This is a genomic window from Streptomyces arenae, assembly GCF_022343545.1.
Classification (GTDB): Bacteria; Actinomycetota; Actinomycetes; order Streptomycetales; family Streptomycetaceae; genus Streptomyces; species Streptomyces humi.
This window is the reverse complement of the sequence record NZ_JAKQYH010000025.1, coordinates 75951-91167: the sequence shown is the minus strand read 5'-3', so window position 1 is coordinate 91167 and position 15217 is coordinate 75951. Positions and strand designations below refer to the sequence as shown.

At 73.0% G+C, this 15217-nt stretch carries 14 protein-coding genes; 11 read left to right on the top strand and 3 right to left on the bottom strand.

Features of this window, described 5'->3' with window-relative positions; all coding sequences use genetic code 11:
* The first annotated feature begins 71 nt into the window (after positions 1 to 71).
* Positions 72 to 338, top strand: coding sequence for a hypothetical protein (locus MB828_RS13390; protein ID WP_301648334.1), 267 nt, complete (start codon positions 72 to 74; stop codon positions 336 to 338).
* Between the two features lie 5 nt (positions 339 to 343).
* On the opposite strand, the gene MB828_RS13385 is transcribed toward MB828_RS13390, so the two are convergent.
* The gene (locus tag MB828_RS13385; RefSeq protein WP_301648333.1) at positions 344 to 961 is read right to left on the bottom strand and encodes a TetR/AcrR family transcriptional regulator; all 618 of its coding nucleotides are present in this window, start codon (positions 959 to 961) and stop codon (positions 344 to 346) included.
* Positions 962 to 1030: 69 nt separating this feature from the next.
* Here MB828_RS13385 and MB828_RS13380 point away from each other — a divergent pair, with 69 nt between their 5' ends.
* Positions 1031 to 2365 carry an alpha/beta fold hydrolase gene (locus MB828_RS13380; RefSeq protein ID WP_301648332.1) on the top strand — a complete coding sequence of 445 codons (1335 nt, stop codon included), beginning with the start codon at positions 1031 to 1033 and terminating at the stop codon, positions 2363 to 2365.
* Between the two features lie 102 nt (positions 2366 to 2467).
* On the opposite strand, the gene MB828_RS13375 is transcribed toward MB828_RS13380, so the two are convergent.
* Positions 2468 to 2932, bottom strand: a complete 465-nt coding sequence (locus MB828_RS13375) for a MarR family winged helix-turn-helix transcriptional regulator (RefSeq protein ID WP_133028544.1) — start codon at positions 2930 to 2932, stop codon at positions 2468 to 2470.
* A 181-nt stretch (positions 2933 to 3113) separates the two neighbouring features.
* Between MB828_RS13375 and MB828_RS13370 the strand changes: the two genes are divergently transcribed.
* From MB828_RS13370 to pcaD, 7 genes are all read left to right on the top strand, one after another.
* Positions 3114 to 3869: a CoA transferase subunit A gene (locus MB828_RS13370; protein ID WP_046728496.1), complete on the top strand. Its 756-nt coding sequence runs from the start codon at positions 3114 to 3116 to the stop codon at positions 3867 to 3869.
* A complete protein-coding gene (locus MB828_RS13365; protein WP_301648331.1) occupies positions 3869 to 4513 on the top strand; it encodes a CoA transferase subunit B in 645 nt (214 codons plus the stop codon). The genes MB828_RS13370 and MB828_RS13365 overlap by 1 nt, the downstream gene beginning before the upstream one ends.
* A complete protein-coding gene (locus MB828_RS13360) occupies positions 4510 to 5712 on the top strand; it encodes a thiolase family protein (protein WP_301648330.1) in 1203 nt (400 codons plus the stop codon). Before MB828_RS13365 ends, MB828_RS13360 begins: the two co-directional genes overlap by 4 nt.
* Positions 5713 to 5795: 83 nt before the next feature.
* Positions 5796 to 6569 (top strand): protocatechuate 3,4-dioxygenase subunit beta, encoded by a 774-nt coding sequence (pcaH, locus tag MB828_RS13355; RefSeq protein WP_133028540.1) that lies wholly within the window; start codon positions 5796 to 5798, stop codon positions 6567 to 6569.
* Between the two features lie 6 nt (positions 6570 to 6575).
* Positions 6576 to 7178 (top strand): protocatechuate 3,4-dioxygenase subunit alpha, encoded by a 603-nt coding sequence (gene pcaG, locus MB828_RS13350; RefSeq protein ID WP_301648329.1) that lies wholly within the window; start codon positions 6576 to 6578, stop codon positions 7176 to 7178.
* Positions 7175 to 8506 (top strand): 3-carboxy-cis,cis-muconate cycloisomerase, encoded by a 1332-nt coding sequence (gene pcaB, locus MB828_RS13345; protein WP_301648328.1) that lies wholly within the window; start codon positions 7175 to 7177, stop codon positions 8504 to 8506. The genes pcaG and pcaB overlap by 4 nt, the downstream gene beginning before the upstream one ends.
* A complete protein-coding gene (gene pcaD / locus MB828_RS13340; RefSeq protein ID WP_301648327.1) occupies positions 8503 to 9630 on the top strand; it encodes a 3-oxoadipate enol-lactonase in 1128 nt (375 codons plus the stop codon). Before pcaB ends, pcaD begins: the two co-directional genes overlap by 4 nt.
* 272 nt (positions 9631 to 9902) lie before the next feature.
* Here pcaD and MB828_RS13335 read toward each other — a convergent pair whose 3' ends face one another.
* Complete coding sequence (locus MB828_RS13335; protein ID WP_301648326.1) at positions 9903 to 12584, bottom strand: ATP-binding protein; 2682 nt, start codon at positions 12582 to 12584, stop codon at positions 9903 to 9905.
* 180 nt (positions 12585 to 12764) lie between these two features.
* Between MB828_RS13335 and MB828_RS13330 the strand changes: the two genes are divergently transcribed.
* Entirely contained in the window at positions 12765 to 14036 is a 1272-nt protein-coding gene (locus MB828_RS13330) for an MFS transporter (protein ID WP_301648325.1), read from the top strand.
* Between the two features lie 4 nt (positions 14037 to 14040).
* Positions 14041 to 15183, top strand: a complete 1143-nt coding sequence (locus MB828_RS13325; RefSeq protein WP_301648324.1) for an anhydro-N-acetylmuramic acid kinase — start codon at positions 14041 to 14043, stop codon at positions 15181 to 15183.
* The last annotated feature ends 34 nt before the right edge of the window (positions 15184 to 15217 follow it).

The following is a 15217-nucleotide window of genomic DNA, read 5'->3' as shown; positions in this document are numbered from 1 at the left end:
ATCGGAATCGACCGGGTATGGCCACCGATGACCCGTCGAGCACACAACTCGCTCCGGATGGTGGATGTCCCGTGGGACCAGGCAACTCCTCCGAAGGGCGGGACTTGGCGTGGTGGCTGGGGGCGACGGTCACGGTGCCCAACACCGCGCGGACGGTGTCCAACGCGACGGCGGGCACCATCAACCCGGATACCAAGAAGCCCTACCTGGACGACCGCTACAAGCCCCGCACCATCCGGCAGAGCAACGCGGTGATCCGCAGCTTCCACATGCCGGTCCTCACCGGCCCCGCACCACTGCTTCAGCCAGGATCGGGAGAGCCCGGACACCGGCCCTGATCCTGTCACCGAGCGAGTTCGGCCTGGCGAAGACCGCGGAACACCTCCGGGGTCGTCCATCCACGCAGCGTGGCGTGAATCGACGAGCGGAACGCGGCCTCGGCTGCGGTGGCGTCCAGGGCCCCGGCCAGTTCGAGAGTCACCAGTCCGTGCAGGGTGGCCCAGACGGACAAGGCGATCGACGTTGCTTCGCCGACGAGGACGGACGCCGCCAACGCGCGATCGATCGCCGCGAGGAGCGGACGGATCGGGTCACTGGCACCGACCTGCCCCGACGGGTCGAAGGACTGCACACCACCGAACAGCACCGTGTACAGGTGGCTGTGTCCGCGCCCCCAGCGACGGTAGGCGACGGCCAGCGCGTAGAGGTCGGCTAGAGGGTCCGGGGAGATCGGCGCCGCCGACAGGTCCTGGAACAGGCCGGCGACGGCTCTGTCGCGCACCGCACCGATCAGCCCGTCCTTACCGCCGAACAGGGAGTACACCGCCGTCGTCGACGCCTCTGCCGCAGCGGCCACGGCGCGGACCGTGAGCGACTCCCGCGGACGGGTGGCGAGCATCTCGGTCGCGCACTCCACAAGCCGCTCTTTGACGGCCTCGTCGTTTGTTCTCGGCCTACCCACGGCCAGCAGCCTACCTCCGTTTGATAACGTCGTTTTGAAACGGCGTTCTGAAACTGTTGGAGGTCCGCTGTGCCTACGTCCGCCATACGTCTTGTCCGCTTCACCGGACGCTTACTGCTGGCCCTGGCCGCCGTCACGATGCTGGTCGTCGTCTTTCTCGCACTGATCGCGCTCACAGACGGGGCAGGCTCGGGGCTCGCCGCATGGTTGACGACTCTTGGAGTCGGAGCCGTCCTCGCGCTGTGGCGGGGCCGGCACCGCACCTGGCCGGCGCGGCTCGTGCCGTTCGTGCCGGTGGTCGTCGCGGCGGCGTTGACAGCGACGGTCTGCATCCCGACCGTGCCGACGGCCCGGCGGTACCCGCCCGCGCTACCCTTCGTGACCACGCGGCACTGGAGCCTGACCACGGGCAGCCGGGTCGCGGTGTACCACTACCCGCCCGCGGACCCCGTCACCCGGCACCCCACCCCGCTCGTGTACCTCAACGGCGGACCGGTCCGCGGCATCTCGGTGCTCGACCACCGGTTCCTGCAACTCCTGGCGCGTCAGGGCTACGACGTCTACGCCTACGAACAGGCCGGTGGCGGACGAAGCGACCTGCTCCCCATGGGCCAGTACACGATCTCCAGGTCGGTCCGCGACCTCGCCGCCTTCATCGACCGCCTGGACAAGGGCAAGGTCGACATCCTGGGATTCTCCTCAGGCGGGGCCGTGCTCACCCGAGCCCTGGCTGACCCGAGCGTCGCCGCACGCTTGCACCGGGCGATCATCGCCGAGCCCGGCCCCATGGACGGCCCTACCGCCCACATCGCCGGGCACAAGGGCCGAAAATCCGCGCGCGGCCTCGCGCCGGCTCTGACCGGGCCGCGATCGACGCACGTTCCCCGGTACGCCGTGGCCTTCGGCCTCATGCGGCTCGGACTCCTCAGCCCCGACACCGGACTGATCGGACAGGCCGAAGGCGTCAACGCCTTCACCGCCGCAGATCTCGGCAGCGACACCGCATCCGCATACTGCGCGCGCGACGCGCACCGCATCCCCGCCGAGGACACCGCACAGAACTTCTCCTTCAGCCCCGCCGCCAGCCTCCGCGTCCAGCAGACGGTCAAGGACTCACCCTCCGTCGCACCGCAGCTGAGGCGCTCCCGGACTCCCGCGATGCTGATGATCGCCGAGTGCTCCTCCCAGGTCCGCCAATGGGAGACCACCGTCCTTGCCGATGACCCCGCCATCCAGCGCACGCAGTACATGCCCGGAGTCGGACACCACATGTGGAACGGCCTCGACGCCAACAACGACCGGGCCGTCGCCGTCATCACCGCGTTCCTCCAGGGCAAGCGAGCACCCCTGCCGAACTACCCGACCCGCGACGAGATCCCTGCCTTCCTGCGCGACCACGAATGAAGACGGTTCAGCCGTAACCGGCAACGGCGGGCGTGCGGGTGACCACGTCGGCCGTCCCGTCGGCTTCGCCGAGGGGCAGGTGTGGGTGGTGTTCGCCGCGGCCTAGCCCTGCGGGACCAAGGGCTCCGCGGGGTTGCGCAGCCCCTCGGCCGCGTCCGAGACGCGGCGGATCAGGTCGAAGAACTGGGCCTGCTCCGCGGCCGAGAGCGGGGCCAGGAAGACCTGGTTCATGCGGGCGGTGCGCACGGCGAGCTTGCGGTGGGTGCGCAGCCCGTCGTCGGTGAGGCGCAGCAGGGAGCGGCGGCCGTCCTGCGGGTCGCGCACCTTGTCGAGGAGTCCGCGCCGGCCGAGCCGGCTGATGACCTCGGCGATGGTCGACCGGTCGAGGCCGACCCGCTCCCCCACCGTCCGCTGGTCCAGCCCCGGCTCGGCGACCAGCGCGTTCAGGACGGCGAACTGCGGCGAGGTGATCTCCTCCGAAACCATCGTGTTCCACAGCAGGTAGTGGGCCTGCTGGAGGCGCCGGGCCAGGTGCCCGGGGTGGGTGGTGAGATCCACCGCGGCCATATGCGCTCCCAGGGTCCGAATTCGTTGGTGCACTGAACAATACTCGTGGACCACCTCTCCTGTCTCTACGCTCGTCTGCCGTCGTCCGAGGTCTTGACGGGTGGCGAGAGCGATGGCAGCGTGAAGGACATCTCGCTGAAATACTCAGTGCCCTGATTAATTCAGAGATGGGGCTGCACGGATGGACAAGGTGGTCGCCACGGCCGAGGAGGCGGTGGCCGATGTTGTGGACGGCGCGTCCCTGGCGGTGGGTGGTTTCGGGCTGAGCGGTGTCCCGAACGTGCTGATCGGCGCGTTGTACGAGCGTGGTGTGACGGGCCTGAGCGTGGTCTCGAACAACTGCGGGGCGATGGAGACGGGTCTCGCGGTGCTGCTGGCCGCGGGCCGGATCGCCCGGGTGACGGGGTCGTACATCGGGGCGAACAAGGAGTTCGCTCGTCAGTATCTGGCGGGCGAGCTGGAGGTGGAGCTGATCCCGCAGGGGACGCTGGCGGAGCGGCTGCGGGCCGGAGGTGCGGGGATCCCGGCGTTCTACACCCCGGCGGGGGTGGGCACCCAGGTCGCCGAGGGCGGTCTGCCGTGGCGGTACGACGGCTCCGGCGGGGTGGCACTGGCCTCTCCGGTGAAGGAGGTACGGGAGTTCGACGGCACCGAGTACGTGCTGGAGCGGGGCATCCGCACGGACTTCGCGCTGGTGCGGGCGGCGAAGGGCGACCGGCACGGGAACCTGGTCTTCAACAAGTCCACCCGTAACTTCAACCCGCTGGCGGCGATGGCCGGGAAGGTCACGGTCGCGGAGGTGGAGGAGCTGGTGGAGCCGGGGGAGATCGACCCGGACGCGGTGCACCTGCCGGGGATCTTCGTGCAGCGGGTGGTCGCGCTGACGGCGGAGCAGGCGGCGGACAAGAAGATCGAGCAGCGGACGGTGAGCAGCTGATGGCCTGGACGCGCGAGGAGATGGCCGCGCGGGCGGCCCGCGAGCTGAGGGACGGCCAGTACGTCAACCTCGGCATCGGCCTGCCCACGCTGATCCCGAACTATCTCCCGGAGGGTGTGGAGGTGGTCCTGGAGTCGGAGAACGGCATCCTGGGCACCGGCCCGTACCCGACCGAGGACGCCGTGGACCCGGACCTGATCAACGCCGGGAAGGAGACCGTCACGGTGTTGCCGGGCGCGTCCTTCTTCGATTCGGCGCTGTCGTTCTCGATGATCCGGGGCGGGCACATCGACGTCGCCGTGCTGGGCGCGATGCAGGTCTCCGCGCAGGGGGACCTGGCGAACTGGGCCATCCCGGGGAAGCTGGTCACGGGCATCGGCGGGGCGATGGACCTGGTGCACGGCGCACGGACGGTGATCGTGGTGATGACGCACACCGCCAAGGACGGCTCGGCGAAGATCCTCACCGAGTGCGCGCTGCCGCTGACCGGCAAGGCGTGCGTGGACCGGATCATTACCGACCTCGGCGTGCTCGACGTGACCGACGACGGCCTGGTGCTGGTGGAGACCGCGCCCGGGGTCGGCGTCGAGGAGATCACCGCGAAGACCGACGCCAAACTGATCGTCCCGGAGGGCCTGCTGTGAACACGGTGTACATCGTCGACGCGATCCGCACGCCGATCGGCCGCTACAACGGCGGACTGGCGGGCGTGCGCCCGGACGACCTGGCCGCGCACGCGATCCGCGAACTCCTCGCCCGCACCCCGGACCTGGATCCGGCCCGGATCGAGGACGTCTACTTCGGCAACGCCAACGGCGCGGGTGAGGAGAACCGGAACGTGGGGCGGATGGCCGCGCTGCTGGCGGGCCTGCCGACGTCGGTCCCGGGCGTCACCGTCAACCGGCTGTGCGCGTCCGGTCTGGAGGCGGTCATCCAGGCGGCCCGCGCGATCGCGGCCGGCGACGCGTCGATCGCCGTGGCCGGTGGCGTCGAGTCGATGACCCGGGCGCCGTACGTGCTGCCCAAGAACGACCGGCCCTTCCCGGCCGGGCATGCCGAGCTGTACTCGACCACGTTGGGCTGGCGGATGGTCAACCCGAGGATGGACCCGCAGTGGACCATCCCGCTGGGCGAGTCGGCGGAGCGCATCGCCGACAAGCACAAGATCAGCCGCGAGCAGCAGGACGAGTTCGCCCTCGCCTCCCATCGCAAGGCCGCGGCCGCGCAGGAACAGGGGCTGTTCGACGCCGAGTTGGCGCCGGTGTCCATTCCGCAGCGCAAGGGCGACCCGGTGGTCTTCGGCGCGGACGAGTGCGTACGGGCGGACGCCTCCCTGGCCGCGATGGCCAAGCTCAAGCCGTCCTTCCGTACGGAGGGCGGGACGGTGACCGCGGGGAACGCGTCGCCGCTCAACGACGGTGCGGCGGCGTTGCTGCTGACCGACGAGGAGGGGCTGAGGGCGCTCGGGCGGGAGCCGCTGGCCCGGGTCTCCGCGACCGGCGTGCACGCGCTGGACCCCGACTACTTCGGGCTCGCGCCCGTGGAGGCCGTCAACCGCGCGCTGGCCAAGGCGGGCAAGAGGTTTGACGACCTGTCGGTTCTCGAGCTGAACGAGGCGTTCGCGGCGCAGGTGCTCGGATGCGTCGCCGAGTGGCCGGAGTTCGATCCGGCGATCCTCAATCCGCAGGGCGGGGCGATCGCGTTGGGGCATCCGCTGGGAGCCTCGGGGGCACGGCTGGCGGGGACGGTGGCGCATCAGCTGGCGCGGCGCGGGAGCGGTACCGGTGTGGCCACGCTCTGCATCGGCGTCGGGCAAGGGCTCGCGCTTGTTCTCGAACGATAGGTCGTATGCCGCCTGCGGGTTGCGTTGTGGCTTGTCGCGCAGTTCCCCACGCCCCTGACGGGCGCTCACAGCTAGGACTCTCAATGACACTCACCCAGGCCGACATCGACCTCGAAATCGCCGCCGAGCACGCCGCCTACGAAAAACGAGTCGGCGAAGGCGCCCCCGTCGAGCACCATCCGCGGCGGGACTACGCCCCCTACCGGTCCTCGCTGCTCCGGCATCCGAAGCAGCCCCTCGTCGCCATCGACACGAGCCAGGACCCGGAGCTGGTGGAGCTGCACTCCCCCGCGTTCGGGGAGCGGGACATCACCGGGATAGACAACGACCTGACCCGGCAGCACCAGGGCGAGCCGATCGGGGAGCGGATCACCGTCTCCGGGCGGCTGCTCGACCGGGACGGGCGGCCGGTCCGGGGGCAGCTGATCGAGATCTGGCAGGCCAACTCGGCCGGCCGGTACGCGCATCAGCGTGAGCAGCACGACGCCCCGCTGGACCCGAACTTCACGGGTGTCGGCCGTACGATCACCGACGCCGACGGCGGCTACCACTTCACCACCGTCCAGCCGGGCCCCTATCCGTGGCGCAACCACCTCAACGCCTGGCGTCCGGCGCACATCCACTTCTCGCTGTTCGGCTCGGCGTTCACGCAGCGGCTGGTGACGCAGATGTACTTCCCGAGCGACCCGCTGTTCCCGTACGACCCGATCATCCAGTCGGTGACGGACGACGCGGCCCGGCAGCGGCTGGTCGCGACATACGACCACAGCCTGTCCGTGCCCGAGTTCTCGATGGGCTATCACTGGGACATCGTGCTGGACGGCCCGAACGCCACCTGGATCGAAGAAGGACGCTGACCTGCCATGACGAAGACCGACACGAGCAGCCCGGAGACCGTGCTGCCCACCCCGTCGCACACGGTCGGCCCGTTCTACGGCTACGCGCTGCCCTTCCGCGGCGGCGAGGAGATCGCGCCCCTCGGCCACCCGGACACGGTCACCGTGCACGGGTACGTCCTGGACGGCGAGGGCAACCCGCTGCCGGACGCGTTCGTGGAGCTGTGGGGCGCCGACCCGGACGGGAACGTGTCCACCACGGACGGCTCGATCCGGCGTGACCCGGCCAGCGGTGCCTACCTCGGCCGCAACGGCGTGGAGTTCACCGGCTGGGGCCGGATCCAGACCGACGCCGACGGGCACTGGTACGCGCGGACGCTGCGGCCCGGCGCCCGTGGCGACAGCGCGCCCTACCTCAGTGCGTGCGTGTTCGCGCGCGGACTGCTGGTGCACCTGTTCACCCGGATCTACCTGCCGGGCGACGACGCGGCGCTCGCCGCCGATCCGCTGCTCACCCGGGTGGGCGAGCGGCGCGACACGCTGATCGCCGTCGAGGAGGGCAACCGGACCTACCGTTTCGACATCCGCCTCCAGGGCGAGGGCGAGACGGTCTTCCTGGAGTACCGGTGACGTACGCCGGAGCTGACACCGGGTTGCTCGGCCCCGGCTGGTCCGGTTCCGCCGCCGCGGCCGCGACCGGCGACACCGCGTACCTGCGGGCGCTCCTGGACGCGGAGGCGGCCCTCACCCGTGCCCAGGCCGCGCTCGGGCTGGCCCCGGCCGGGGCCGCGGCCGCGGTGACCGAGGCGGCCGATCCGGCCCGCTTCGACGTCGGCGGCCTCGCCGAGCGGGCCCGCGCGGGCGGCAACCCGGTCATCCCGTTGGTCGCCGACCTGACGAAGGCGGCCGGCGCGGAGCACGGGCCGTACGTCCACCGGGGCGCGACCAGCCAGGACATCATGGACACGGCGACGATGCTGGTCGCCGCCCGCACCCTGGACCTGGTGCTCGGCGACCTCGGACGCACCGAGGCGGCCCTGGCGCGGACGGCCGCCGAGCACCGGGACACCCCGATGCCCGGACGCACGCTCACCCAGCACGCGGTACCGACGACGTTCGGGCTGAAGGCGGCCGGCTGGCGTGCGCTGGTGCTCGACGCCCGCGACCGCACGGCTCGGGTACGCGCGTCGCTGCCCGTCCAACTCGGGGGCGCGGCAGGCACCCTGGCGGCTTTCGGAGCGTACGGCGCCGCCGACCCCGAGGCGCTGCCCGAGGCCTACGCCCGTGAACTCGCCCTCGCCGCCCCGCTGCTGCCCTGGCACACCCTGCGCACGCCCGTCGCCGATCTCGCCGGCTGCCTGGCCTTCACGGCCGGCGCCCTGGGCAAGATCGCCGCCGATGTGCTGACGCTGTCCCGGACCGAGATCGGTGAGGTCACCGAGGGCGGCGGAGGCGGTTCGTCGGCGATGCCGCACAAGGCGAACCCGGTCCGGTCCACGCTCATCGCGGCAGCCGCCCGGCGGGCCCCGCAGCTCGCGGCGGTCCTGTACGGCTCACTGGTCGCGGAGGACGAGCGGCCGGCCGGCGCCTGGCACGCCGAATGGGAGCCGTTGCGGGACCTGCTGCGGACGGTGGGCGGCGCGGCCCGGGACGCGGCGGAGCTGGCGGAGGGGCTGCGGGTGCACCCGGCGGTGATGCGCGAGCACCTGGGGCTCACCGACGGGCTGATCGTCTCGGAGCGGCTGTCCGCCGGGCTGGCCCCCGTGCTGGGCCGGGCCCGGGCGAAGGAACTGCTCACCGAAGTAGCCTCCCGTACCCGCACCGAGCACCGGACGCTGCGTGAACTCCTGGCGGAGGAACCTGAGTTGAAGGGTCTCGACCTCGACGACCTCACCGACCCCGCCCGCTACACCGGCGCCGCCGGTGCCCTCACCGACCGTGCTCTGGAGCGACGTTGACCGAGAACCTTCTCCACCACCGCGTCGAGGGCCCCGCTTCGGCGCCGCCGCTGCTGCTCGGCCCGTCCCTGGGGACCTCGTACGCCCTCTGGGACGCCGTGGCGCCCGAGCTGTCGATCGCTCACCGGGTGGTCCGCTGGGACCTGCCGGGCCACGGCGGTTCGGCGGCCGGTCTGATCAAGTCGGGCGCCACCGTGGGCGATCTGGCCGGCCTGGTGCTCGCGCTCGCCGACTCGCTGGGCATCGACCGGTTCGCGTACGCGGGCGTCTCGCTGGGCGGGGCCGTGGGACTGCACCTGGCCGTCCACCACCCGGACCGGCTGGAGAGTCTGGCCTCGATCTGCTCCTCGGCCCACTTCGGCGGGTCCGCGCCCTGGGAGGAGCGGGCCGGGCGGGTGCGCCGGGAGGGCGTGGAGTGGCTGGCGGAGAACGCCCCCGCCCGCTGGTTCACGTCCGGCTTCACCGTGCCGCGGCTGGTGGAGGACCAGCGGACGGCCGACCCGGAGGCGTACGCCGCCTGCTGCGACGCGCTGGCCGCCTTCGATCTGCGCGACCGGCTCGGTGGGATCGCCGTCCGCACCCTGCTGATCGCGGGCCGGCAGGACCCCGCGACCCCGCCGCCGCATCTGCGGGAGATCGCGGACGCGGTACCGGCGTCCACGCTGGTCGAGCTGCCCGGGGCCGCGCACCTGGCGCCCGCGGAGTGCCCGGAGGCGGTCCTCACCGCGCTCCGCGCCCATCTGGACGGAGGCGCGCGGCGGGGCATGGCGGTACGCCGGGAGGTGCTGGGCGACGGGCACGTGGACCGGGCGCAGGCCCGCCAGACGCCGTTCACGGCCCGCTTCCAGGACTTCATCTCGCGCTACGCCTGGGGCGAGATCTGGACCGACCCCACGCTCTCCCGCCGCGAGCGCAGCATGATCACCCTCACCGCGCTGGTCGCCCACGGGCACTACGAGGAGCTGGCGATGCATGTGCGGGCCGCCCGGCGCAACGGGCTCAGCCCGGAGGAGATCGGCGCGGTGCTCCTCCAGACGGCCGTCTACTGCGGTGTCCCGGCGGCGAACTCGGCGTTCGCGACGGCCCAGCGGGTGCTGGCGGAGGAAGCGGAAGAAGAGGGGTGACCCGGCCGCGTGCGTGCCGCCCGCCGACACGCACGCCGAGCGCCCGTCAGCGCGGCCCCCGGCCCCCGTCGACGCGGCTCCCCCCAGCGCATTCCACACCTCCGTCAGCGCACTCCCCGGCTTCCTCAGCGCACGCCCAGCGCCCGTCAGCGCACTCCCCGGCTTCCTTAGCGCACGTCCAGCGCCGGGCAGCACGGTCGCCAGGTTCCTCAGCGCACGCCCAGCGCCCCTCAGCGCACTCCCCGGCCTCCTCAGCGCACGCCGAGCGCCCGTCAGCGCAGGCCGCGGCCCGTTTCCAGGACCTCTCGTGCCTGGGCGACCAGGCCGTCCGCGCCGCACGACCGTGCCAGTGCCAGGCCGCGGTTCAGTTCGGCCACGGACCGGGCGGCGATCCCGTACTCCACCCGCGCCGCCGCGTGTTCGTACTGGCAGGGCGAGGCCTCCAGATAGGCCACGGCCTGCGACGCGAGCCGTACCTGCCGCTGCCCGGTCTCCAGCGCCGCGGCACACCGCAGGGCCTCGCCGATCGCCGTGTCGGTGCCGAACCGCTCCGCCTGCCGTCGTGCGTCGGCGGCCAGCCGGGCCGCCCGTACCGGATCCTCGCCGGCGAGCGCCCGGGCGAGGTCGAGCGCCCACGGCACCACCACGGGGTTGAAGTGACCGCGCGCGGCGGCCGCCTTCTCCGCCGCCTCCAGTTCGTTGACGGCCTCCTCCCTGCGGCCGACGGCGAGCAGCAGCCGGCCGCGTACCGACCTCGGGTCCGGCATCACGATGGTGGAGGGGTAGGGCGGGGCGAAGCCGTACTGCTCCGCGGTCGCCCAGGCCTGCTCGACATGGCCGCGGGCGAGCAGGGTGTCCACGAGGTTGCAGGTGGCGGTCCAGTACAGGGGCAGCCGGCGGCCGACCCGTTCGGCGATCCGCAGGGACTCCCGCAGGGAGGTCTCCGCGTCCCGCAGCCGCCCCCGCCTGCGGTGGCCGAGGCCGACGTACGCATGGGCGAGGGCGAGGTGGCCGCCGCTCCAGCCGGCCGACTCGTAGGCGCGCAGGGCCTCGTTGTACAGGGCCTCCGCGCGGTCGAGGCGGTCGGTGTACACGTAGGCGTTGGCGAGCATCAGGAGGAGTTCGATGCCCCACTCGGTGTCCGTCCAGCCGAGTCCGGGCGCGAGCCGGCCGTTGACCAGGGCACGGTCGCACAGTTCGACGACCTCCTCGGCGCTCTCGCCCTGGATGAGCAGGTCGAAGCCACGCAGCATGAGCAGGGCGCGCTCGGAGTTGTCGCGGCCGGTGCAGGTGTCCGCGAGAGCGGCGAGGCGTTCGGAGCGGTGCGGGGAGACGGCCTCGCCCGCGATGCCCTCCCACATGAACTGGACGGCCTGGAGCCGGAGTCGGGCGGGCCCTTCGTCATGGCGCGCGGCCTCCGCCTCGACCGTCCGGACGGCCTCCTCCAGCTGGTCGTTGTGGAGGAGGGCCTGGGAGAGGCGGAAGACGGCGTCGACGCGCTCCGCGCCGGCGAGGCCTGACATGCCGAGCGCGCTCCGCAGGTGCCCGATGGTGACGACGGGCTTGGTGAGCAGGGTGGCGCAGCCCAGTTCGTAGAGCACGCGCGCGTGGACCTCGGGCAGGGGCGGTTCGAGGAGCGCCCGTTCGAGGCAGCGGCGGGCCGCGTCCGGGGCTCCGACGGCGAGGTGTTCCTTGGCCGCGTCCCGCAGCTGTTCGACGAGTTCCTCGTCGTCGTCCGGATGCACCTTGAGCAGGTGCCGGGAGGCCTCGGCGATGCCCCGGCCGTCGTCGATGACGATCTGGGCGGCGATGCCGTGCATGGCGGTGCACATCGCGGGCGGGATGGAGTTGTAGACGGCGGTGGCGATCAGCGGGTGGACGAATTCCAGGTCACCGGCGTGGGACCGGGAGCCGGCCGGGTCGGGCGCGGTGAGGATGCGCGCGTTGCGCAGCAGTTCGGCGCAGCGCTCGGCGTCCTCGACGGTCATGCTGGCGAGCTGGGCGACGAGGTCGACGGAGATACCGGTACCGAGGATGGCGGCGGCCCAGGCGAACCGGGTGGCGTCGACACCGAGGCCTTCGAGCCGGGTGACCAGTCCGCCGCCGCGGGCGGAGCGGTTCAGGGCGCGCAGTTCACCGGCCCTGGCCTCGACGGGTTCGACCTCGCTGTCCTGCACCTTGGCGAGGAGTTCCACGGTCTCGTAGGGGTTGCCGCCGGTCACGGCCCAGACCTCGCGGCAGAACGGGGCGTCGGCGTGCGCGCCGAGGGTGGCGCGGGTGAGGCCGGCGGTGGCGTCCGGGGTGAGGGCGGTGAGGCCGCGCACGGTGTGGCCGGCCGCGGCGGCCACGGCGTCGAGGTAGCGGGCGCTGTCGCCGCTCACCTCGCCGGGCCTGCGGGCGACCAGGACCAGGACGGAGAGGTCGTCGAGGCGTTCGACGAAGGCGGCGAGCCAGGCCAGGGTCTCCTGGTCCGCCCAGTGCGCGTCGTCGATCAGCAGGACCAGCGGCCAGTCGCGTTTGGCGAGCCGGCGGACGGCGGCGACCAGGCCGTCGCAGACGCCCTGCGGGTCAGCCTGGCGGTCACCGGGGTCCGTGATGCCGAGGGCGGGTCCCGCGATGTCGTACCAGTCGCCGAGATACTCCCGGGCCTCCTCGGGCAGCAGGGAGACCAGGGCGGGCTGGAGCAGCTGCCGTACCACGTGGAAGGGCACGCTGCGCAGGGTCTCGACACCGCGGGTGGACCAGACGGTCCACCCGCGGCGCTCCGCCATCCGGCGGGTCTCGGTCAGCAGCGCGGTCTTACCGAGGCCGGCCTCGCCGCGCAGCACCAGCAGGTTCCCGGAGGTGGAGCTGTCGTCGCCCAGCGCGTCAAGTGCCTCGGTGATGGCGGCGAGTTCGGCTTCGCGCTCCCAGAGGGGTGCCGAGGCGTCCCCCGGGGGCTGTTCCTCCGTCATCCCGCTACCTCCCCAAGTCGCCCGAACGACGTACAGACCACGAGCGTAGCCGTCCGGTTGGCTGTCCGGAGGCGGGTCCGGGCAGCTGTTGCCGTGACGGGTGACAGCGGTGCGGCGCGGCGACGCGTGCCGGCTCCGACCTGCCGCTGTACAGCTGACGGACCGTCAATGGGCAGGAACATGAACCTGGTTTTCGAAGATCGCGCGGCCACCGGGCGGAACCGGCCGCTCCGGGCGCTGGCCGCGGGCTCGGTCGGCAACTTCATCGAGTGGTACGAGTTCGCCGTCTACGGCTTCGTCGCGACGGTCGTCGCCGAGCGGTTCTTCACGCCGGAGGGCGGGAGCGCGGCCGAGGGCCTGGTGCGCACCTACGCCTCGTTCGGGCTGGCGTTCTTCTTCCGTCCGCTGGGCGCGGCCCTGTTCGGCCGGCTGGCCGACCGACACGGGCGGCGGCCGGTGCTGATCCTCGTGGTGGCGCTGATGACGGGGGCCACGGCGCTGATCGGGCTGCTGCCGACGTATGCGCAGGTGGGTGCGGCGGCTCCCTGGCTGCTGACGTTCCTGAGGGTGCTTCAGGGACTGTCGGCGGGCGGTGAGTTCGGGGGCGCGGTGGCGGTGCTGACGGAGTACGCGCCGCCGGGGCGGCGGGGGCTGTACGGGGCGTGGCAGTCGTTCACCGTGGCGCTGGGGCTGCTCGGCGGGGTGGGTGTCGCGGTCGGGCTGTCCGTGTTGCTGACCGGCCATCAGTTCGTCGCCTGGGGCTGGCGGTTGCCGTTCCTGCTGGCGCTCCCCCTGGGTGCGCTGGCGCTGTGGCTGCGGGCGGGGCTGGACGAAACACCGGAGTTCCGGGGACCGGCGGTGACGGGCGCCCGGGTGTCGGCGGGGGCGATCGCGCTGGCCGCCGGACGGGTGACGGGCTGGTCGGCGGCCGGGTACACGTTCCTGGTCGTGCTGCCGTCGTACCTCCAGACCACCCTGCACACCGGTTTCCGGGCGGCGCTGCTGGCGACCGCGCTGGCGAACCTGGGGTTCGCGGCGGCGATCCTCCCGGCGGGGCTGCTCAGCGACCGGGTGGGGCGGCGGCCGGTGATGCTCGCGGGCGCCGGGCTCGTGGTGCTGCTGGCGCTGCCGCTGCTGAACCTGCTCCAGGACGCGGGGACTTCGGGGGCGGTGAAGGGTGCGGCCCTGTGCGGCGCGGGTGTGCTGGTGGGGCTGATGGCCGGGCCGGGGCCCGCGCTGCTGGCCGAGATGTTCCCGGCGCGGACCCGCTGCACGGGTCTGGGACTCGCCTACGCCCTGTCCAATGCCGTGTTCTCGGGCTGTGCGGGCCTCATCATCACGGAGGCGGTACGGCGCACCGGGAACCCGGACGTCCCCGGTTACTACGCGGCGGCGGCCTGCGCGGTCAGCGTCCTGGCGCTCCTCGCGGCGCCGCGGGTGAAGGCGGGTTGAGACAGTGCTGGTGATCGGTCTGATGTCCGGAACGTCGTACGACGCGGTGGACGCGGCGGCGGCCGAGCTGCGGCTGGTGGACGGCACGCTGCTGCTGAAGCCGCTGGGGATGGTGAGCACGCCGTACGACGACGAGCTGCGGGACGCCCTGGCCGCGGCGCTGCCCCCGGCCGCGGTGCCGCTGGCGCGGGTGTGCCTGCTGGACACCCGGATCGGGCAGGCGTTCGCGGCGGCGGCCGTCCGGGCCAACCGTGAGCTGTGCGGCGGGCGGGCCGAGTGGGTGGCCTCGCACGGGCAGACGGTCTTCCACTGGGCGGAGGGCGGCCGGGTGCACGGCACGCTGCAGCTCGGGCAGCCGGCCTGGATCGCGGAGGCGACGGGGCTGCCGGTGGTCGCCGACCTGAGGCCGCGGGACGTGGCGGCCGGGGGCCAGGGCGCCCCGCTGGTGAGCCTGGTGGACCTGCTGTGGCTGCGCGGCCGGCCGGGCAGGCCGGTGGCGCTGAACCTCGGCGGGATCGCCAACCTCACCGCCCCGGACGGTACGGCCTTCGACACCGGGCCGGGATGTGCCCTGCTGGACGCGGCCGCCCGGGAGTTCACGGCCGGGCGGCTGCCGTACGACGTGGACGGCGCCCTTGCGGCACGCGGCCGGCCGGACGCGGCGCTGCTCGCGGGGCTGCTGGCGGAGCCGTACTACGCGCTCCCCGCGCCGAAGACGACCGGCAAGGAGCTGTTCCACGCGGGGTACTGGCGGGCGCCCGAGGGGATGTCCGCGGCGGACGCGCTGGCGACGCTCACCGTGCTGACGGCCCGCACGGTGGCGGACGCGGTGCGGGCGGCGGGGGCGACGGAGGTGATCGCCTCGGGCGGCGGCACCCGGAACCCGGTGCTGCTCGAGGCGCTCCGCGGCCTGCTGCCCGGGACGCCGGTCCGTGTCTCCGACGAACTGGGGCTGCCCGCGGCGGCGAAGGAGGCGTACGCGTTCGCGGTCCTCGGCTTCCTCACGGCGCACGGTCTGCCGGGCACCGTCCCGTCGGCCACCGGCGCCCGGCACCCGAGTCTCCTGGGCTCGCTGACCCCGGGCCGGGAGGGGCTGCGGCTGCCGCCGCCGGCGCCGGGTCCGCCGGTGCGGCTGCGGATCGAGTGAGGCGGGCCGCGTCCGTGTGAAGCGCCTGAGGCGC